This is a genomic window from Brevundimonas pondensis, from assembly GCF_017487345.1.
In the GTDB taxonomy this organism is placed as follows: Bacteria; Pseudomonadota; Alphaproteobacteria; order Caulobacterales; family Caulobacteraceae; genus Brevundimonas; species Brevundimonas pondensis.
Genome location: NZ_CP062006.1, coordinates 1,977,562 through 1,996,617, shown reverse-complemented (window position 1 = coordinate 1,996,617; position 19,056 = coordinate 1,977,562). Strand labels below are relative to the sequence as shown.

Genomic DNA, 19,056 nt, shown 5'->3' with positions numbered 1-19,056 from the left:
TCGCAGAAGCGCGGCCAAGAAGCTGAGGACACGATCATGGATTTCGCCCCTTCCGAACGCGGCGTGATGTGGCGCGAGCGTTTGTCGGACTTCATCGACAGGCATGTCGTTCCGGCCGAAGCGGAATACCGCGCCCAGGTCCACGCCGACCCGAGGGTCCAGGCTCCCGTCATGGAGGCGCTGAAGGTCAGGGCGAAGGAGGCCGGGCTGTGGAACATGTTCCTGCCGGGCGACCACGGCGCGGGGCTGAGCAATCTGGAATACGCCCCCCTAGCCGAACTGATGGGGCGGCGGCTGTGGTCGGCCGAGGTGTTCAACTGCAACGCCCCGGACACCGGCAATATGGAAGTCCTGCACATGTACGGCGACACCGCGCAGCAGGAGCGCTGGCTGAAGCCGCTGATGGCGGGCGAGATCCGTTCGGCCTTCCTGATGACAGAGCCCGAGGTGGCGTCGTCGGACGCCACCAACATCCAGACCAGCATCGTCCGCGACGGCGACCACTATGTGATCAACGGCCGCAAGTGGTGGTCGACCAACATGGCCCACCCCAATGTCGCCATGACCATCGTCATGGGCAAGACCGACCCGGACGCCGCAACCCACCAGCAGCAGAGCCAGATCATCGTGCCGGTGGACACTCCTGGCTTCCGCGTCGAGCGGATGCTGTCGGTCTTTGGCTATGACGAGGCGCCGATCGGCCATGCCGAGGTGGTGCTGGAGAATGTCCGCGTGCCGGCCTCGAACCTGATCGCGGGCGAGGGGCGGGGCTTTGAGATTGCTCAGGGGCGGCTTGGCCCGGGTCGTATCCACCACTGCATGCGTGTGATCGGCGCCGCGGAAAGGGCGCTGGAGCTGATGGTCGAGCGGCTGCTGACGCGCACCGCTTTCCGTAAGGCCATCGCCGAACATTCGGTGTGGGAGCAGCGCGTGGCCGAGGCGCGCACCAATATCGAGATGTGCCGCCTGCTGGTGCTGAAGGCCGCCTGGATGATGGACGAGGTCGGAGCCAAGAACGCCAAGTCCGAGATCGCCCAGATCAAGGTCGCCGCGCCCCGCATGGCGCTGAAGGTCATCGACGACGCCATCCAGGCCTTCGGCGGGGCGGGCGTGTCGGGCGACACGCCTCTGGCCGAACTCTACGCCACGGTTCGCACCCTGCGCATCGCCGACGGCCCGGACGAGGTGCATAACCGCACTATCGCGCGGCTGGAATACGCCAAGGGCGAGGGGCTGCGACGCTGATGAGGCGGGGGGCTTGGCGGATCGCCTCGCCCCCCCCCTCTCAATGCCGTGTGTGACCGTTGTACAGGCTCAGTGTTTCTTGTCCTGGCGATAGACCTGCTGGCGGTGATGTGAGCCGATGCCGCCTTCAACTACGTCGCTGATGAAGAAGTTTTCGCTATGCCGGTGCGGCGGCTCAGCACCGAAATGTTGGCGGACCCAGTGAGCGAAACCGGATTTCCTAACCTGTGGTTCGCTCACAGGAGCGGGGGATGACATGTCCTGTTCGGACGGCGTGCGGACTTCGTTTTCAAGGGGGTTCATCATGACCGACTCTCCCAAATCTGGGAGGTGAACCAGAAAAACCGAGCCTCGTTCCTTCGGCCTAGCTGTCTTCGCGGATTACATTTTGGTCAGCTTCGACAGGGGGTTCCATGTCGAGCAACAAGGCCAGGCGGTGGCGTGCGCGGTTGACGCGACTTTTGATTGTGCCCACGGCGCAGCCGGAAATGTCGGCGGCTTCCTGGTAGGAGAGGCCGGCTGCTCCGACCAGGACGATGGCTTCGCGGTGCTCGGGCGGCAGGGCGCCCAGGGCTGTTTGCAGCGAGGTCAGTTCTGCTGTCCATTCCTGGCTGGCCTCAGCGATGAGACGGGCGGCGTAGTGGCCCTCTTCATCCGCGATTTCACGACGGCGCTTGGCCGCCCCGGTGTACCAGCTGTTGCGCAGGATGGTGAAAAGCCAGGCTCGCAGGTTGCTGCCCGGCTCGAAGCGCTCGCGATGCGCCCAGGCCTTGGTAAGGGTTTCTTGCACCAGGTCGTCGGCGTCGGCTGCGTTTCTGGACAGAGAGAAGGCGAAGGCGCGAAGCGAGGGCAGGAAGGCGGCCATGGCGTCACGCCAGTCTCCGGCCTCAATGATGCTGACGGGGCGGGAGCCTCGACTGGGCGGGCCATTGTCCTGTGGCCCGTCAGGCGCGCGAACATGGGCCATGCAACGGGTATCCTGAAGCGGGGTCCGAATGTGGACCGTCCGGCAGGAACGTCGCCTCGTCGGGACCGTTCCGCAGGAGAGGTCGCGATCCATCGGAACTGCCGCGAGCAGCGGGCATTCCACTTGAAGTGGCGACGATGCGCATCACGAGGCTGGCAGGATGAATTCAACCGTCCGTGTTTCTCGCAGAAACGACGGCGAGATAGCGGCCTATCGGCGGATACGTGCGCGGCTGCCCAGGCTTGCAGCCACTCTTCTGGCTGAGGACCTGACCGCACAGTCGATGCCGGACGCCAGCCCTGGCAAATGGCACCTGGCGCATGTCTCTTGGTTTTTCGAGGCGATGATCCTGTCGAAACAGGCGGGCTACACGCCGGTGGATGATCGGTTCGGGCGCCTGTTCAACTCCTACTATGAAGCGCTGGGCGAGCGGATCGCACGTGGGGAACGCGGTCTGATGACCCGTCCGTCGCTGGATGAGGTCATGGCCTATCGCGATGAGATTGACCGCCGGATGGAGGCGCGGCTGGCGCAGGGGCTGGACGACGATCTGGCGCGGTATCTGTTCGAACTGGGACTGCACCATGAGCAGCAGCATCAGGAACTGTTCCTGATGGACTTGCTGAACCTGATGGCGTGTTCTCCGCTTGACCCGGCGGCCTATGACGTAGAGCCGCGCGACGAGGCGGTGGATAGCGGCCAGGGCGGTTGGGTCTCCTTTCAGGGCGGCTTGTGTGAGATCGGCGCCGGGCAGGAAGGCTTCGCCTTTGACAACGAGCGTCCGGCTCACAAGGTCTGGCTGGAGCCTTTTTCGCTGTCGGCGGATCTGGTCACCAGCGAGGACTGGATCGCGTTCATCGACGACGGCGGCTATCGGCGGGTCGAGTTCTGGCTGTCGGACGGCTGGGCGCGGGTGAAGGCCGAGGGGTGGAGCGCGCCGCTTTACTGGCGTGAAGAGGCGGCGGGATGGAGCGTCATGACCCTGGCCGGACGCCGCCCCGTCGATCCCGCCGCGCCGGTTCGGCACGTCAGCTTCTATGAGGCTGACGCCTTTGCGCGCTGGTCGGGCCGGCGGCTGCCGACCGAGGCGGAATGGGAGCAGGCGGCGCGGGCGGATCCGGCGGCCTTCTCCAACCTGACGGGCGAGGTCTGGCAGTGGACCGCCAGCGCCTATGCGCCCTATCCGGGGTTCCGCCCGACCGAGGGGACGGCGGCGGAATACAACGGCAAGTTCATGGCCAATCAGATGGTCCTGCGCGGCGGGGCCTTCGCCACGCCCGAGGGGCATGCGCGGTCCAGCTATCGCAACTTCTATTATCCGCATCAGCGCTGGATGTTCGCCGGCGTCAGGCTGGCTGCTGACGGGGCGCAGGCCGCCGATGCCGAGGCGCGTGACGCCTTTCGCCGGGAGATGATTGAAGGCCTGTCGCATCGCCCCAGAACCCTGTCTCCCAAGTGGTTCTATGACGCCGAGGGGTCTCGCCTGTTCGAAGAGATCACCCGCCTCCCGGAATACTATCCCACCCGGCAGGAGGCGGCCCTGCTGCGACGTGTGGCGCCAGAATGGGCGAAACGGTTCGGACCCGGCGCGGTGCTGGTGGAACTGGGCTCAGGCGCCAGCGAGAAGACGCGGATTGTTCTCAATGCGACCTCGAACCTGGCGGCCTACGTCCCCATCGACATCAGTTCCACCGCCCTACAGGCGGCGGCGAAGCGTATCCGGGCCGACTATCCAGGGCTGAAGGTGTTGCCCGTGGTTGGCGATTTCGAGCACCTGGCGCCGCCTTCCGCCGAGGCTGGGCAGGGGCGCCGGATCGGCTTCTTTCCCGGTTCGACCATCGGCAATCTGACGCCGGAGGCGGCGGTGGCTCTGCTGCGGTCTTCGCGCGAGGTGCTGGGGAAGGGCAGTCTGTTCATCCTCGGCGTCGATCTGGTGAAGTCGCCCGAGGCGCTCGTCGCCGCCTATGACGACGCCCAGGGCGTGACGGCTGCGTTCAATCGCAATCTTCTGGCGCGCGCCAATCGCGAGCTGGGCATGGATTTCACGCCCGAGGCTTTTGCGCATGCCGCAGTATGGAACGCTGAGCAATCACGGATCGAAATGCACCTGCGTGCGACCCGGTCGATGACCGTGCACCTGGACAAGCTGGCCTTCCATCTTGGCGAGGGCGAAACGATCCACACCGAAAGCTCGCGCAAGTTCGATGAGGTTTCGGTCAAGGCCATGGCTGAAGCCGCCGGATGGCGCCTGGCGGCGTTCGAGATCGGCGAGGCTCCGTCTGTCGCCCTGGCCCTGCTGGTCGCCTGACAGGGCGAAATGAATGAGAGGCGGCGCAGTTCCGACTGCGCCGCCTCCTGATCGGTGGACCGGGTTAACCCTTTGGCGGGGCTTCGTCGGTCTTGTTGCGCGATCCGTGCGAGGCCTCTCCGCCCTTGCGGCCGGCCTGGGCGGCCAGGCTGCGATCCTGGGAGAAGCTGCGTTTCTCGCTGGGAACGCTGGCGCCGCCCTTGCGGGCGATCTCGCGTTGACGTTCGGGGTCCATCGAGGCGAAGCCTCGCTTGGAAACACCCGAGCCGCGGGTGGGCTGACCTTCGGCCATTTCGGCTGTTCCTTTCAAAGACGGTGGCGCTTGCCGGAAAGAACCCGGCGCCGTCGATGCGGTTCCGAACAAGAGCGATTTCCTTGTTCTGTGGACGGTCAGTCGTGGAGCGGAAATCGCCAGGGCGTCCGCCGTTGGCTTGAAGGGCCGGTCGGGTCAGGAACCAGCTTCGGACCGGCGGGTTGAAAAACGACCCCTCATCACCCGAAGAGACCCCTCATGGCGGAACCCCGCACATCCCCATTGCCGGAAGAGATCATCAACGGCGCCTCGACCGCGACCCGACGGCTGGAAGAGGCGGCCGACGCCATCATCGCCAAGGGCGCGTCGCCGCGCCCGATCCACGAAGCGGTTCGCGAAGACGCTGCCGAGGCGCGGGCCTGGGCCGACCGGCGTGTCAAAAGGGCGCGCGATGCGATCCGTGACGAGCCGCTGCGGGCGTCCCTCTATGCGCTCGGGATCGGCGTGATCATCGGCCTGCTGGCCGCGCGCTAGATCAGGAGGGTCCGGTCGCCGGGCGGGCGATGGGCGCGCGCGACATGGCCTGATCCGAGACATAGGGATTGGTCCGCCGCTCGGCGCCGAAGGTTGAGTGCGGGCCGTGGCCGGGCACGAAGGTCACGTCGTCGCCGAGCGGCCACAGCTTCTGCGTGATGGCGTGCAGTAGGGCGCCGTGGTCGCTGCGGGGGAAGTCCGTCCGGCCGATCGAACCCTGGAACAGGACATCGCCGACCTGGGCGAAGCGCGCCTCGCGGTTGAAGAAGACGACATGGCCGGGCGTGTGGCCCGGGCAGTGGACGACCTCCCAGGTCGTCTCGCCCAGCGTCAGAACGTCGCCGTCGTTCAGGAAGCGCGTCGGGGTGAAGCTGCGCACGTCGGGCAGGCCGTACTTCTGACCCTGGGTGGGAATCAGGTCGATCCAGAACTGGTCCTCGACGTGGGGGCCGATGATGTCGACGCCGGTCTTTTCCTGCATCTCGGCGGCGGCGCCGGCGTGGTCGAGGTGGCCATGGGTGATCCAGATGGCGTCCAGCGTCAGGCCGCGCCGCGTGATCTCGCTCAGAATCGCATCCACCGACCCGCCGGGATCAATGACGGCGGCCTTGTTCGTCTTCGTGCACCAGACGGTGGTGCAGTTCTGCTGCAGGGGCGTGACGGGCGTGATGAAGACGCCGATGGGGGAGGCGGGCTGGCTCATGAGCCTTCAGATAGCGAGGGGATGGCGGCAAAGGAACCCGCGCGCGTTGACCTTTCGGCCCCTTCTCGACATAAGGGCGGGCTTCGAGGCGCCGCTCCAAAAGGGCGGCCCTATTGCTTTATCCACCGCGCGCGCCGTTCGGCGTCGCCACAGAGCGTCAGAATCCCGACCATGCAAGTCGTCGAAAAGTCGAACGAAGGCCTCAGCCGCGTGATCGCGGTGACCATCCCCGTCGCCGAGCTGAACGAAAAGCTCGAAGCGCGCATCAAGGAAGTCGCGCCGCAGATGAAGCTCAAGGGCTTCCGTCCGGGCAAGGTGCCGGCCGCGCACGTCAAGAAGACCTTCGGCCGTGACTTCATGGGCGAAATCATCAACGCCTCGCTGAACGAAACCAGCCAAAAGGCCCTGGACGACGCCAAGTTGCGCCCGGCCGCCCCGGCCGAGATGAAGCTGATCTCGGACATGGACAAGGTCATCGCCGGTCAGGAAGACCTGGCCTATGAAATGTCGCTGGAAGTCATGCCTGACTTCACCCCGGTCGATCCCAAGACCCTGAAGCTGGAGCGCCCGACCTACACCGCTTCGGACGAAGATCTGGACGAAGCTCTGAAGGAACTGGCCTCGCAGGCCAAGTCCTATGAGGACAAGAAGGGCAAGACCGTGAAGGCCGCCGAAGGCGACCAACTGACCATCGACTTCGTCGGCAAGCTGGACGGCGAAGTGTTCGAAGGCGGTTCGGCCGAGGACGCCGACCTGGTGATCGGCTCCAACCGCTTCATCCCGGGCTTCGAAGAGCAGCTGAAGGGCGCCAAGGTCGGCGAAGAGAAGACCATCGAAGTGACCTTCCCGGAAGAATACCAGGCCAAGAACCTGGCCGGCAAAGCCGCCACGTTCGACATCAAGGTCAAGGCCATCAAGGCCGAAGCCGAAGCCAAGATCGACGACGAGTTCGCCACCCGCATCGGCCTGGAGTCGCTGGACAAGCTGAAAGAGCTGCTGAAGGCCAATCTGGACCAGCAATACGCCGGCGCCGCCCGTTTCAAGCTGAAGCGCGCCCTGCTGGACCAGCTGGACGCAGCCCACGACTTCGCCCTGCCGCCGAAGATGGTGGACGCCGAGTTCGAAGGCATCTGGGCCCAGGTGTCGGCTGACAAGGACGCCGGCCGTCTGCCGGAAGAGGACGCCAAGAAGTCGGAAGACGAGCTGAAGGCCGAGTACAAGAAGATCGCCGAGCGCCGCGTGCGCCTGGGTCTGGTCCTGGCTGAAATCGGCCGCGCCAACAACGTCGGCGTGACGGACCAGGAACTGTCGGGCGCCATCATGGCCGAAGCCCGCAACTATCCGGGTCAGGAAAAGATGGTCCTGGACTTCTACCGCCAGAACCCGAACGCCGCCGCCCAGCTGCGTGCGCCCATCTATGAAGAGAAGGTCGTCGACCTGATCGTCGGCGTCGCCGACGTCACCGACACGCCGATCTCGAAGGAAGAGCTGCTGAAGGAAGAAGAGGAGGCGTAAGCCCCGCTTTTTCAACCAGAGATCTTGCGATCCCCGTCCCGGATTTCCGGGGCGGGGATTTTGCTGTCCGGCTTCGCCTTGCGCCGAGGCCCTATGGACGCGATATCAAAGGGGACCGGCGAGCGAACGGTGAGTCGTCCGCCCCAGCACTCGAGAAGGCCTTCATGCGCGATCCGATCGACTACATCTCCAACAACCTGGTGCCGATGGTGGTGGAGCAATCCAGCCGCGGCGAACGGTCGTTCGACATCTTTTCGCGCCTGCTGCGCGAGCGGATCATCTTCCTGACCGGCCCGTTCGAGGACGGCATGGCCTCGCTGATCTGCGCCCAACTGCTGTTCCTGGAATCGGAAAACCCGAAGAAGGAGATCAGCATGTACATCAACAGCCCCGGCGGTCAGGTGACCTCGGCGCTCGCGATCTACGACACCATGCAATACATCAAGTCGCCGGTCTCGACCGTGGTCATGGGCATGGCCGCCTCGGCCGGCTCGCTGATCCTGACCGCCGGTGAAGCCGGCCAGCGCATCGCCCTGCCGAACGCGCGCGTCATGGTGCACCAGCCCTCGGGCGGCTTCCGCGGCACGGCTTCGGACATCGAGCGCCACGCCGAGGACATCATCGCCACCAAGCGTCGCCTGAACGAGATCTACGTCCAGCACACGGGCCGGACCTATGAGGAAGTCGAGCGCACCCTGGACCGCGACCACTTCATGACGGCCGAAGAAGCCAAGGCTTGGGGCATCGTCGACCACGTCTACGACAAGCGCACCCAGGCCGACGACGACGGCGTGAAGGCTCCCTGAGCCTAGCCGTTAGGTTCCGAGATCAACGAGGCGGGGTCTGGCGACAGGCTCCGCCTCGAATCGTTTCGAGGCCCGTGCTATCAGGCCTTCATGCAGTACACGCGCGATTCCAAAGGCGCCGTCGAAGTCGACGGCGACATCTATGAGTGGGAGATCCGTCGCCAGCCTCAGCCCAAGTCAGGCGGGGAGTGGGAGGGCATGGCCGTCACCCTGCGTCTGGTCGACTTCAAGCGTGAGGCCATCATCCAGTTCCCGCCGCCGTTGCGTCCCAATGGCCGGCCGGACGTAGAGAAGCAGCGAGTCAACGTCGATGCGGTGCGCAACGCCGTGGTCTCGGCGACGGAGGCGGGTTGGAACCCGACCTCGCGTGGTCGGGCCATGGTTTTTGACGTGGACGCCGACGGTCACTGACGGCTGGCGTCGTTTCCTCACGGATGACCGGTGAAGACGCGGAAGCCTTTTTCAGCGGCGACGGCGATCATTTCGGTGTCGCCTGAGGTGTCGCCATAGGCGGCGGTCAGCTTCATGTCCTCGCCATAGGCGGCGCGCAGGCGACGGACTTTTTCCTCGCCCCGACAGTTTTCGCCCGCGAAGGCGCCGGTGACGCGGTCCTGGGCGTCGAACACCAACTGGGTGCCCAGCAGTCCCTCGGCGCCGAGGCGACGAGCAAACGGAGCGACGGTCGTTTCCGGAGAGGCGGTGACGATGACGCGGTGAGCGCCTTTCTCGCCCCAGGCTTTCCAGCAGGCGAGGGCGTCGGGGCGCATGAAGCGGTCCCAGACCTGATCGGCGTAACGCTCGGCCTCGGCCTCCAGCGTCTGACGCTCCACGCCGTGCAGGAACTCCCGCACCGATGCGGCCTTGATCCGTCCCCGGTCGCGGTCGCCGATGTAGGCGGCCAGGGCCGGCGTCATCTTGGCCAGCCCGATGGCCCAGCCCGCCGGGCCGGCCCGCCAGCGGAGGAAGGCGGTGAAGCTGTCGCGAATCGTCAGGGTGCCGTCGAAGTCGAAGGCGACGATCGGGCGGTCCCCGGCGGGGGACTGGCGAAACGATTGTGCGGCGCCCATGTCAGACATTAGCCGTGATCCCCATAGAAACTGTCCTGTCCGTCCCTGTTCGCGCTTTGTCGTGTCGCAACAGGGTTGTGGCGGAACGTGTGATGGGTGATTGTCTTTTTTTGAAGACCTTCGTGCATAGATTCACGGATCAATGACGAGGTAAGCGCCTTTCGTCCCATGTCGGGCCGGATCGCGGGAGTGAGAAGGGTCTATGACCAAAGCCGCCGGCACAGACGCCAAAAGCACGCTCTATTGCTCGTTCTGCGGCAAGAGCCAGCACGAAGTCCGCAAGCTGATTGCAGGACCGACGGTGTTCATCTGCGATGAATGCGTCGAACTGTGCATGGATATCATCCGCGAAGAGCACAAGATCGCCTTCAAGACGACCAAGGACGGCGTGCCGACTCCGAAGGAGATCCGCGACGTCCTGGACGACTATGTGATCGGCCAGAGCCACGCCAAGAAGGTGCTGAGCGTCGCCGTCCACAACCACTACAAGCGCCTGAACCACGCGACGAAGAACAACGACGTCGAGCTGGCCAAGTCGAACATCATGCTGATCGGGCCGACCGGCTCGGGCAAGACGCTGCTGGCCCAGACGCTGGCGCGCATCATCGACGTGCCCTTCACCATGGCCGACGCCACGACCCTGACCGAAGCCGGTTACGTGGGTGAAGATGTCGAGAACATCATCCTGAAGCTGCTCCAGGCCTCGGACTACAACGTCGAGCGGGCTCAGCGCGGCATTGTCTACATCGACGAAATCGACAAGATCTCGCGCAAGTCGGACAACCCGTCGATCACCCGCGACGTGTCGGGCGAAGGCGTGCAGCAGGCCCTGCTGAAGATCATGGAAGGCACCGTCGCCTCCGTGCCTCCGCAAGGCGGCCGCAAGCATCCGCAGCAGGAGTTCCTGCAGGTCGACACCGCCAACATCCTGTTCATCGTCGGCGGCGCCTTCGCTGGCCTGGAGAAGGTGATCTCGGCGCGCGGCGAGGGAGCCTCGATCGGCTTCGGCGCCAAGGTCAAGGAGATCGACGAACGTCGCACCGGCGAGATTCTGAAGCAGGTGGAGCCTGACGACCTGATGCGCTTCGGCCTGATCCCTGAGTTCATCGGCCGTCTGCCGGTTCTGGCGACGCTGGAAGACCTGGACGAGACGGCGCTGATCAAGATCCTGACCGAGCCGAAGAACGCCCTGGTCAAGCAGTACAAGCGCCTGTTCGAGATGGAGAACGTGACGCTGACTTTCACCGACGACGCCCTGTCGGCGGTGGCCAAGAAGGCGATCACCCGCAAGACCGGTGCCCGCGGCCTGCGTTCCATCCTGGAAGGCATCCTGCTGGAGACCATGTTCGAACTGCCGACCTTCGAGGGCGTCGAAGAAGTCGTGGTCAACGCCGAGGTGATCGAGGGCCGCGCTCAGCCGCTGCTGATCTACTCGGAAGCCTCCAAGAAGAAGGCCGACGGCGCGGCCTGAGGCTGACGCCAGTCACAGACGCAGGGGGCGGTCCGGCGACGGGCCGCCCCTTTCGCTTCGTCCCCTGATGAAACGGCGCCACAGGGGGTGGCGGCGATAAATGGCCGCGACAGCGCCGCGCAAGCACGATCCGACCGCCTTGGTTTCCAGGATCGGACAGCCCGTCCAGCGTCACCACAGTTTCACGCTTCTGTGGGCCTTGCGTCCGCTACGCTTGAACACGGCGTTCGCAGCGCCACATACTCATATGAAAGCCGCCATTAACGGCGGGCTGAGTCGAGACGTCGAGGCATTCGCGCCAAGACAGACCGGTTCGGTGGGCCGGAGATCCACGAAGGCCCTGGAAAGTACGCATCATGACCGAGAGCAAAATCCTCCCCGTCCTGCCGCTGAGAGACATTGTTGTCTTTCCGCACATGGTCGTGCCGCTGTTCGTAGGACGCGAGAAGTCCGTGCGGGCGCTGGACGAGATCATGAAGGGCGACAAGCAGATCCTGCTCGCCACCCAGAAGAACTCCGTCGACGATGATCCGGCGGCGGACGCCATCTATCAGACCGGCGTCCTGGCGACCGTGCTGCAGCTGCTGAAGCTGCCGGACGGCACCGTGAAGGTGCTGGTCGAAGGCAAGGGCCGCGCGCGTCTGGTCCGCTTTACCGACCGCGAAGACTACTATGAGGCCGAGGCCGTCGAGATCGCCGATGAAGAAGGCGACGCCTCGCAGAGCGAAGCCCTGCTGCGCGCGGTGATCGAGCAGTTTGAAAACTATGTGAAGCTGAACAAGAAGGTTCCGCCGGAGGCCCTCAGCTCCATTCCCCAAATCAACGACCCGTCCAAGCTGGCTGACAGCGTGGCCGCCCACCTGTCGGTGAAGATCGCCGACAAGCAGAGCCTGCTGGAAACCATCGAGGTGCCGGCGCGTCTGGAGAAGGTCTATGGCCTGATGGAGGGCGAGATCAGCGTCCTTCAGGTCGAGAAGAAGATCCGCTCGCGCGTGAAACGCCAGATGGAGAAGACCCAGCGCGAATATTATCTGAACGAGCAGATGAAGGCGATCCAGCGCGAGCTGGGTGAGACCGACGACACGCGCGACGAGCTGCTGGAACTCGAGAAGCGTATCCGCAAGGCCAAGCTGTCCAAGGAAGCGAGGACCAAGGCCGAGGCGGAGCTGAAGAAGCTGCGCAACATGTCGCCGATGTCGGCGGAATCGACCGTGGTGCGCAACTATCTCGACTGGCTGCTGTCCGTGCCGTGGGGCAAGGCCAAGACCAAGCCCATCGACCTGCAGAAGGCCGAGGACATCCTCGAGGAGGACCACTACGGCCTCGAGAAGGTCAAGGAACGGATCATCGAGTATCTGGCTGTCCAGGCGCGCACCGGCAGTCTGAAGGGTCCGATCCTGTGCCTGGTCGGCCCTCCCGGCGTCGGCAAGACCTCGCTGGCCCAGTCCATCGCCAAGGCGACCGGGCGTGAATACGTCCGCATGTCGCTGGGCGGCGTGCGAGACGAAAGCGAGATCCGCGGCCACCGTCGGACCTATATCGGCTCCATGCCCGGCAAGATCATCCAGTCGATGAAGAAGGCCAAGACCACCAACGCCTTCGTCCTGCTGGACGAGATCGACAAGCTGGGCGCCGACTGGCGCGGCGACCCGTCCTCGGCCCTGCTGGAGGTGCTGGACCCGGCTCAGAACTCGACCTTCGGCGATCACTATCTGGAGGTCGACTACGACCTGTCGCAGGTGATGTTCGTGACCACGGCCAACAGTCTGAACATGCCTCAGCCCCTGATGGACCGGATGGAGATCATCCGTGTCAGCGGTTACACCGAGGACGAAAAGGTCGAGATCGCCAAGCGCCACGTCCTGCCCAAGCAGCTCAAGGACCATGGCCTGAAGGAAGGCGAACTGATCGTCCCGGAAGAGACGATCCGCGACCTGATCCGCTACTACACGCGCGAAGCCGGCGTGCGTTCGCTGGAACGTGCTCTGGGCGGCCTGGCTCGCAAGGCCGTGCGTGAGATGGCCAAGACCAAAGCTGTCTCCATCACCGTAGATGCGGCCAAGCTGGCCGAGTATGCGGGCGTGAAGAAGTTCCGTTACGGCGAGACGGACGCCGAGGATCAGGTCGGCATCGTCACCGGCCTGGCCTGGACCGAGTTCGGCGGCGACATCCTGACTATCGAGGCGATCAAGATGCCGGGCCGCGGTCGCATGACCGTGACCGGCAACCTGAAGGAGGTGATGAAGGAGTCGATCTCCGCCGCCGCCTCCTATGTCCGCAGCCGCTCGCTGGCCTTCGGCGTCAAGCCGCCGGTGTTCGAGAAGACCGACATCCACGTCCACGTGCCGGACGGCGCCACGCCCAAGGATGGTCCTTCGGCCGGCGTGGCCATGACCGTGGCCATGGTCTCGGTCCTGACCGGCATTCCGATCCGCAAGGATATCGCCATGACGGGCGAGATCACCCTGCGCGGTCGGGTCACGGCCATCGGCGGCTTGAAGGAGAAGCTGCTGGCGGCCCTGCGTTCCGGCGTGAAGACGGTGCTGATTCCTCAGGAGAACGAAAAGGACCTGGAGGACGTGCCGGCCAATGTGAAGTCGGCTCTGGAGATCATCCCGATTTCGACCGCCGACGAGGCGCTGAAGTGGGCCCTGACCGGCACGCTGACGCCGGTGGAGTGGGACGAGACGGCCGAGCCGCTGCTGCCCGCGCCGCAGGCTCAGCCGACCCAGGACGGAACCGCCGTCAGCCACTAGGGCCGATGACAATCTGATCGACAGCGCGCGGCTCGGGGAAACCCGGGCCGCGTTGCTTTTGACGTTCGCGTCAGGAAGGCCTTAAGTGCGCCCCGGGGAAAATACTGGGGAGCTGGGCTCGATGAACAAGACCGAACTGATCGGCGTCATGGCGGAAGCGGCGGGCATCAGCCGTGACCAGGCCAAGCTGGCGCTGGAAGCCTTCACTGACAATGTGACGTCATCGCTGACGAATGGACGCGACGTGCGCCTGGTCGGTTTCGGCAGCTTCATTGCTGTCGATCGCAAGGCGGGAACCGCCCGCAATCCGCAGACCGGAGAGGCCATTGCCCGCCCCGCCTCGCGTACCGCCCGCTTCCGGGTTGGGGAAGGATTGAAAAGCGCCTTGAACGGCTGAGCATAGACGGGCATGAAGCCCGCCTGACGCGCGCGTCATGAGGGCGGCTAGCTCAGCTGGTCAGAGCATCTCGTTTACACCGAGAGGGTCGGCGGTTCGAACCCGTCGCCGCCTACCATTTTTTCCTATAAAATTCAGCGATTTGCTGGGTCTTTGGCGACGCCAAATGCTCCGAATCCGGATCAATTTGGGGCAAGGGGGGCAGTAGGGGGGCAGTTTCTGCGGAATTCGCTGAAACGTCCTGAAAGGGTTCTGGCCGCTCGAGGCCTGTTTGGCCCCCAGCGATCACCGCTTGATGATAGTTCGCATGATGGGCGGGGGGGTGTTGAGGCGCCGACTAGACGCCCGAGCCTGATCCATCGGCCCCGTCGAACCCAGCCGTGGCGATTGCTGCAGGGATTGAGGCCACGGTTTCATCGCCGTGGATCACATGCACCATGACGGCGCTAGCGTGCCGCGCCATCAGTTGCCTGGCTTCGCTCGTGGCGGTCTGGGCGCATTCGGCTTCCAGGACCTCGAGGTGCGAGGCAGTCGGGCCGCCGGTTTCGATCAAACAGAAATAGACCACAGCAATCCTCTCAGACCAAAAGGCGGGAGTTTGCGGCGTGCGCCACCGGTCTCTTCCAGTTTGGATGATCACGGCCCGCAATGCAGCCAAGCTACACTGAAGAGCGTCGGCGCGTCCTAACCTATGTTGGTCTCCATATTTCCCTTCCGTGCTTCAGTCCGCTGTCGTGAAGGCTCGGGTCGGTTTTCCAAGCTCGGTGGTTGGGCAGGTCTCACCAACCCCTTTGCGCGTTTCGCAATGCTCCAGGAGTGTCGATGAAGCGTTCTGGATACAAGCTGCTGATCCTCATGATTTGCGCCACCGCCATCTTCACTCTGGTAAGCCTTGGCGTCCTCGCCCAAGGTATTGTTGCGTTGGGATGAGAACGGCACACGTCAGGCGGTCGTCGCTGGTTCCGGGACGCATACGGGCATCCATCCGCTCAGTTCGGAACGTCAGGATGACGATCGACGCTCATCCCTAATGACGGACCGTATTCCTGCCGATCAGGCTCGCAAGTCCACTCACTCGCAAACGGGGGAGGATGCTCATCCAACTCCCGTTTCGTTCTGGAGATGACCGATGAACTTCGTTCTCTTCGGTCTTGGTGTTGTGTTCACCGCTATCGCCGTCGTCGCCATAAGACGGAGCAGGCGCAAGCCAGTCACGCCCAGTCGCGATGAAGGTGACGACGACGGGGCGCCTGCGTCCACAGGGGACGACACCTGAAGTAAGGCCGAGGTGTATCGTCGGACCTCACGATCTTATCTGCGCCTTGGCTGTGCCTTGAAAGCGTTTGATGGCTATCCGCAGCGCCGGGTAGAGGCCGCTATGCCGCCTTATGTGCTCAGGAACCTGTTTCCGGCCGATCGGTTGATCGCTGACAAAAGGAGACGTTTCATGAGTGATCATCTGACTCCAGCCGAGGCGGAGACGGCGTTTTGGAAAAGCCTCAAGCACTCCAACACGGGCATGCTCGGGATCGACCGACCAGGTTATCATCACCAGCCGATGACGGGATTTGGCGAGCCTGAAACCGGAACGATCTGGTTTTTCACGCGCAACGACACGGACTTCGCTCGAGACGTCGCCGCCGGCGGTCAGATGGGAATGTTCTGCTACCAGGCCAAGGACGAGAAGCTTCAGGCCTGTATTCACGGGAGGCTGGCGATCGATCTGGATCGCGAGCGCATCGACCGCTTCTGGAACCCGGTCGTTGCGGCCTGGTATCCCGATGGAAAGGCCGATCCTCATCTGACCCTCATACGCTTTGATGCCGATGATGGGCGGGTCTGGGTTTCGGACACGGGCATGCTCGGCTTCGGCTACCAGATACTCAAGGCGAACCTGACCAAGAGCACGCCTGATGCTGGCGGCGTCGCGGACGTCAATCTGGGCTGACAGGCGTCACATATGTCGAGATGGGGCAGATCGTCGGGTGCACGACAAAGCATCCGCATCCTTGGTTCGTCGTGATCATCCAAGAGGCCTTCTCTCGACCTGGCGGGTGCGGCGTTTCGTTACGATTGGGTCCGGCGGCGCACACCTCAGGTGGCCGACGATCTCTCCAATACGATCCGGCGCCTTGCTCCGGACGTGCGCCCTCCGACGTGGCTAGACGAACGATTGAGGCTGAGGCTGGGGGGAGCGCTGACACGGGCCTTCCTCGACACGTCAGTCAATAGCTCCGATAGTGACGTTATTTGTGAGTGTCGGGGGGCATGGACATGAAGGTCGCACGAGGCGGGGACAGCAAGGCGGGTGAACTACCGAAGGCGCCGGCCGCAGGTGTTCCACCAACGACAAACCCCATCGACATCGCTTTGGAAACGGGGCGTCACGATCCAGACCTCGAGAGTCCGGCGCGGCGGGTTCTGCAGAAGAATGAGCGACTGATCGAGGCGCAGACTGCGCAACTGGGCCGCCAGCGGTGGCGCGACTTCATCATCACGGCGCTTGGCGTTTGCGTCCTGGCGGGGGCATGCCTGCTGGTTTGGGACGCCTCGCAGGCCAAGGGGGTGGTGGTCGAGCCGTTCGCCGCACCGCCCGATCTGGTGGAGCGCGGGCTGAGCGGGCCGGTGTTGGCGGCCCAGATGCTCGACAAGCTCTCCCGCATGCAGGCGCAGACTGAATCCACGCGGGCGGCCTCGACCTACGCCAATGATTGGGGCGGCGACATCGAGATCGAAATCCCCAACACCGGCGTGTCGATCGGAGAGGTTCGTCGCTATCTGCGCGCCTGGCTGGGCGATCAGACGCGGCTGTCAGGCGAGGTGTTCCGGCTGACGGACGGTCGGCTGGCGGTGACGACGCGCGTGGGCACGAACCCCGCCACGAGGGGGGAGGGCGCCGAGGCGAACCTGGATGCGTTGCTGCAGCAAGGGGCTGAGGCCATCTATGCCGAGACCCAGCCTTTTCGGTATGCGGTCTGGCTGGTGCAGCAGAACCGCAACGACGAAGCCAAGGCGGTGTTTCAGGCTCTGGTCGCCGGCTCGGACAAGGATGAGCGGCTGTGGGGCTATTACGGCCTGTCCAATCTCGCGGAGACCTCTGCGGAACGGCACCGCAATCTGCAGGCCGCGTTGAGATTGAACCCGAGATTCACGCCGGCGATGTTCAACCTGGCGATGTCCCTTGGCGCCGACGGACGCGAGGAACAGGGCTATACGACCCTCGGGGACTTTGTGGCTCACGCCGCCGACGCTCGCCGTGAGCTCCAGTCGGGTTGGGCGGAGGACATGCTCAATCAGGCCCATCTGATCCGGGCGGGGATTGTCGGCGACACGCGTCAGGCGTCCCAACGCGCCGAGAAGGGCATTGGCCTCTCGCCCTGGTCGCAGGGGACGGCGAGCGCTCCGGTCGCGGCGGCCGTGGCCTATGCTGCGGCTCATGACCTGCCGGCCGCACGACGAGTGCTGCAGGAGCATGGCCTGTTGGCGCCGGAAGCTATGGCCAAGCTTCAGATGCAGTTTGGACCGGAGTTCGAATACCAGTCGCAATTCGCGATGTCGGTCGGGGACTGGGCGGCGGCGCGCGATCATGTCGCTCGAGTTCTTGCGGCGAGCTCCGCGTTTCAGCGGGGCCCTGCCCAGGCCGATCTGAGCGCCGGCAACCGCGCGGTCCTGGCGGCGGCCCACGCCCGGCTCGGTCAGATCGACGAAGCCCGGGCGGCGATCATACCGACCAAGCTGGACTGCGCGCCCTGCGTTCGCGCGCGTGGACTGGTCGAGGCCTATGCCGGCAATGGCCGCGCGGCGGATCACTGGTTGCGCGAGAGCGTGCGGATCACGCCCTCTCTTCCCACGGCGCACGCCGACTGGGCCGAGGCTTATCTCGTGCGGCGCGATCCGGCTCGGGCCATCCTCCAGGCGCGGCTTGCAGTCGAGAAGGGGCCAAACTGGGCTGAGCCGCGCAAGTTCTGGGGGGACGCCCTGATGATGCAGAACAAGCCTTCAGAGGCGGCCAGGAAATATCGCGAGGCTGTAAGGCTGGCGCCCAACTGGGGCGCGCTGCATCTGGCGCTGGGCCGGGCGCAGGCGGCGGGACAGACTGAAGCGGCGCGAGGAAGCTTCAGCGCCGCATCCCGGATGGATTTGAGCCCTGCGGACCGGACGGCCGTGACGTCTCTGCTGAACTAGGCGTCCGCCTCGGCGAGCTTTCCACGGGCTCGGGATTGGGGGGCCGCATGTCCGGTCCGAACACTGGGGCCGGAATGGGGGAGATAGAGGCTCGGGGCGACCCCCACCTGGCGCTTGAACATGGTCGAGAAGTTGCCGGCTCCCTCGTAGCCGAGGTCAAGCGCGATGGTTGTGACGGCTTCGCCCGCCGCGAGCCGGGGCAAGGCGACGGCGAGACATGCCCTCTGCCTCCATTCTCCGAAGCTCAGTCCCGTCTCCTGTCGGAACAGACGCGTGAAGCGGCGCCGATTCATGGCGAGGCGGTCGGCGAAGCCGTCGATGGTGGCGTTTGCCTGGGGCCTGTTCAGAAAGGCCTGGCAGAGCTCGGCCAGGGCGGCGTGAGACGGGAAGGGGACGGCGAAGCCCGCTGGAGGCGCCTTGTCGATCTCGTTCAACAGCAGGCTCATCACGAGACCGTCGCGCCCCGCAAGGTCGTATTCGGTGGGTACGTCGAAGGCTTCCAGAAGAAGCTGGCGCAGCAGCGGCGAGACGGCGACGACTTCGCAGGTCCTGGATCTGGCCGCGCATTCGCCGGCCTCGATCAGGACGCTGCGGGTTTGCACGGAACCGACCATCTTCACGGCGTGGGGCGTCTCGCCAGGTATCCAGACGCCGCGTTCCGGAGGCGCCACCCAGGCTCCGTGAGGCGTGCTGACCACCATGACGCCGCTGGCGGCGTAGAGAAACTGGGCCCGGCGATGGCGGTGCTCGCCCAGCTCGAAGGCGGGCGGGTATAGTCGGCCCAAAGCCACGACGGCTCTGGGGACTTCGTCCATGTCATCGCGTTGGAGCACCATGGATGGATTGTCC

General features: G+C 64.6%; 18 protein-coding genes and 1 tRNA gene. 12 read left to right on the top strand and 7 right to left on the bottom strand.

Features of this window, described 5'->3' with window-relative positions:
• Positions 1-36 precede the first annotated feature (36 nt).
• On the top strand, positions 37-1,245 hold the full coding sequence (locus IFE19_RS09965; protein WP_207821911.1) for an acyl-CoA dehydrogenase family protein: 1,209 nt from the start codon (positions 37-39) through the stop codon (positions 1,243-1,245).
• A gap of 69 nt (positions 1,246-1,314) precedes the next feature.
• On the opposite strand, the gene IFE19_RS09960 is transcribed toward IFE19_RS09965, so the two are convergent.
• Both IFE19_RS09960 and IFE19_RS09955 read right to left on the bottom strand, forming a co-directional pair.
• Positions 1,315-1,551, bottom strand: a complete 237-nt coding sequence (locus IFE19_RS09960) for a hypothetical protein (RefSeq protein ID WP_207821909.1) — start codon at positions 1,549-1,551, stop codon at positions 1,315-1,317.
• Between the two features lie 58 nt (positions 1,552-1,609).
• On the bottom strand, positions 1,610-2,212 hold the full coding sequence (locus IFE19_RS09955; protein WP_207821907.1) for a sigma-70 family RNA polymerase sigma factor: 603 nt from the start codon (positions 2,210-2,212) through the stop codon (positions 1,610-1,612).
• 160 nt (positions 2,213-2,372) lie between these two features.
• Here IFE19_RS09955 and egtB point away from each other — a divergent pair, with 160 nt between their 5' ends.
• Positions 2,373-4,520, top strand: coding sequence for an ergothioneine biosynthesis protein EgtB (egtB, locus tag IFE19_RS09950; RefSeq protein WP_207821905.1), 2,148 nt, complete (start codon positions 2,373-2,375; stop codon positions 4,518-4,520).
• A 64-nt stretch (positions 4,521-4,584) separates the two neighbouring features.
• Here egtB and IFE19_RS09945 read toward each other — a convergent pair whose 3' ends face one another.
• Complete coding sequence (locus IFE19_RS09945) at positions 4,585-4,812, bottom strand: con-10 family general stress protein (RefSeq protein WP_207821904.1); 228 nt, start codon at positions 4,810-4,812, stop codon at positions 4,585-4,587.
• Positions 4,813-5,031: 219 nt separating this feature from the next.
• Here IFE19_RS09945 and IFE19_RS09940 point away from each other — a divergent pair, with 219 nt between their 5' ends.
• Positions 5,032-5,307, top strand: coding sequence for a hypothetical protein (locus IFE19_RS09940; RefSeq protein ID WP_207821902.1), 276 nt, complete (start codon positions 5,032-5,034; stop codon positions 5,305-5,307).
• Position 5,308: 1 nt separating this feature from the next.
• Here the strand turns inward: IFE19_RS09940 and IFE19_RS09935 are convergent, their stop codons facing one another.
• Positions 5,309-6,010: an MBL fold metallo-hydrolase gene (locus IFE19_RS09935; RefSeq protein ID WP_225910233.1), complete on the bottom strand. Its 702-nt coding sequence runs from the start codon at positions 6,008-6,010 to the stop codon at positions 5,309-5,311.
• 171 nt (positions 6,011-6,181) lie between these two features.
• Between IFE19_RS09935 and tig the strand changes: the two genes are divergently transcribed.
• The 3 genes from tig to IFE19_RS09920 all read left to right on the top strand — a co-directional run bounded on the left by tig (position 6,182) and on the right by IFE19_RS09920 (position 8,742).
• On the top strand, positions 6,182-7,525 hold the full coding sequence (gene tig / locus IFE19_RS09930) for a trigger factor (RefSeq protein ID WP_207821900.1): 1,344 nt from the start codon (positions 6,182-6,184) through the stop codon (positions 7,523-7,525).
• A 164-nt stretch (positions 7,526-7,689) separates the two neighbouring features.
• Complete coding sequence (locus tag IFE19_RS09925) at positions 7,690-8,331, top strand: ATP-dependent Clp protease proteolytic subunit (protein WP_003165321.1); 642 nt, start codon at positions 7,690-7,692, stop codon at positions 8,329-8,331.
• A gap of 90 nt (positions 8,332-8,421) precedes the next feature.
• Positions 8,422-8,742 (top strand): hypothetical protein, encoded by a 321-nt coding sequence (locus IFE19_RS09920; protein WP_207821898.1) that lies wholly within the window; start codon positions 8,422-8,424, stop codon positions 8,740-8,742.
• Between the two features lie 17 nt (positions 8,743-8,759).
• On the opposite strand, the gene IFE19_RS09915 is transcribed toward IFE19_RS09920, so the two are convergent.
• Positions 8,760-9,407 carry an HAD-IB family hydrolase gene (locus tag IFE19_RS09915; protein WP_207821896.1) on the bottom strand — a complete coding sequence of 216 codons (648 nt, stop codon included), beginning with the start codon at positions 9,405-9,407 and terminating at the stop codon, positions 8,760-8,762.
• 193 nt (positions 9,408-9,600) lie between these two features.
• Here IFE19_RS09915 and clpX point away from each other — a divergent pair, with 193 nt between their 5' ends.
• The 4 genes from clpX to IFE19_RS09895 all read left to right on the top strand — a co-directional run bounded on the left by clpX (position 9,601) and on the right by IFE19_RS09895 (position 14,140).
• Positions 9,601-10,869 (top strand): ATP-dependent Clp protease ATP-binding subunit ClpX, encoded by a 1,269-nt coding sequence (gene clpX, locus IFE19_RS09910; RefSeq protein WP_207821894.1) that lies wholly within the window; start codon positions 9,601-9,603, stop codon positions 10,867-10,869.
• A 356-nt stretch (positions 10,870-11,225) separates the two neighbouring features.
• Positions 11,226-13,625 (top strand): endopeptidase La, encoded by a 2,400-nt coding sequence (lon, locus tag IFE19_RS09905; protein ID WP_207821892.1) that lies wholly within the window; start codon positions 11,226-11,228, stop codon positions 13,623-13,625.
• Between the two features lie 121 nt (positions 13,626-13,746).
• A complete protein-coding gene (locus IFE19_RS09900) occupies positions 13,747-14,022 on the top strand; it encodes an HU family DNA-binding protein (protein ID WP_207821889.1) in 276 nt (91 codons plus the stop codon).
• A 41-nt stretch (positions 14,023-14,063) separates the two neighbouring features.
• Positions 14,064-14,140, top strand: a tRNA-Val gene (locus IFE19_RS09895).
• Between the two features lie 219 nt (positions 14,141-14,359).
• On the opposite strand, the gene IFE19_RS09890 is transcribed toward IFE19_RS09895, so the two are convergent.
• Positions 14,360-14,590 (bottom strand): hypothetical protein, encoded by a 231-nt coding sequence (locus IFE19_RS09890; protein WP_207821887.1) that lies wholly within the window; start codon positions 14,588-14,590, stop codon positions 14,360-14,362.
• A gap of 879 nt (positions 14,591-15,469) precedes the next feature.
• On the opposite strand from IFE19_RS09890, the gene IFE19_RS09885 reads away from it, so the two are divergent.
• Both IFE19_RS09885 and IFE19_RS09880 read left to right on the top strand, forming a co-directional pair.
• The gene (locus tag IFE19_RS09885; protein ID WP_207821885.1) at positions 15,470-15,970 is read left to right on the top strand and encodes a pyridoxamine 5'-phosphate oxidase family protein; all 501 of its coding nucleotides are present in this window, start codon (positions 15,470-15,472) and stop codon (positions 15,968-15,970) included.
• 326 nt (positions 15,971-16,296) lie between these two features.
• Positions 16,297-18,207, top strand: a complete 1,911-nt coding sequence (locus tag IFE19_RS09880; RefSeq protein WP_207821883.1) for a UDP-N-acetylglucosamine--peptide N-acetylglucosaminyltransferase SPINDLY family protein — start codon at positions 16,297-16,299, stop codon at positions 18,205-18,207.
• Here IFE19_RS09880 and IFE19_RS09875 read toward each other — a convergent pair.
• Positions 18,204-19,043, bottom strand: coding sequence for an AraC family transcriptional regulator (locus tag IFE19_RS09875; RefSeq protein WP_207821881.1), 840 nt, complete (start codon positions 19,041-19,043; stop codon positions 18,204-18,206). The two genes, IFE19_RS09880 and IFE19_RS09875, sit on opposite strands and share 4 nt — an antisense overlap.
• Positions 19,044-19,056: the final 13 nt, after the last annotated feature.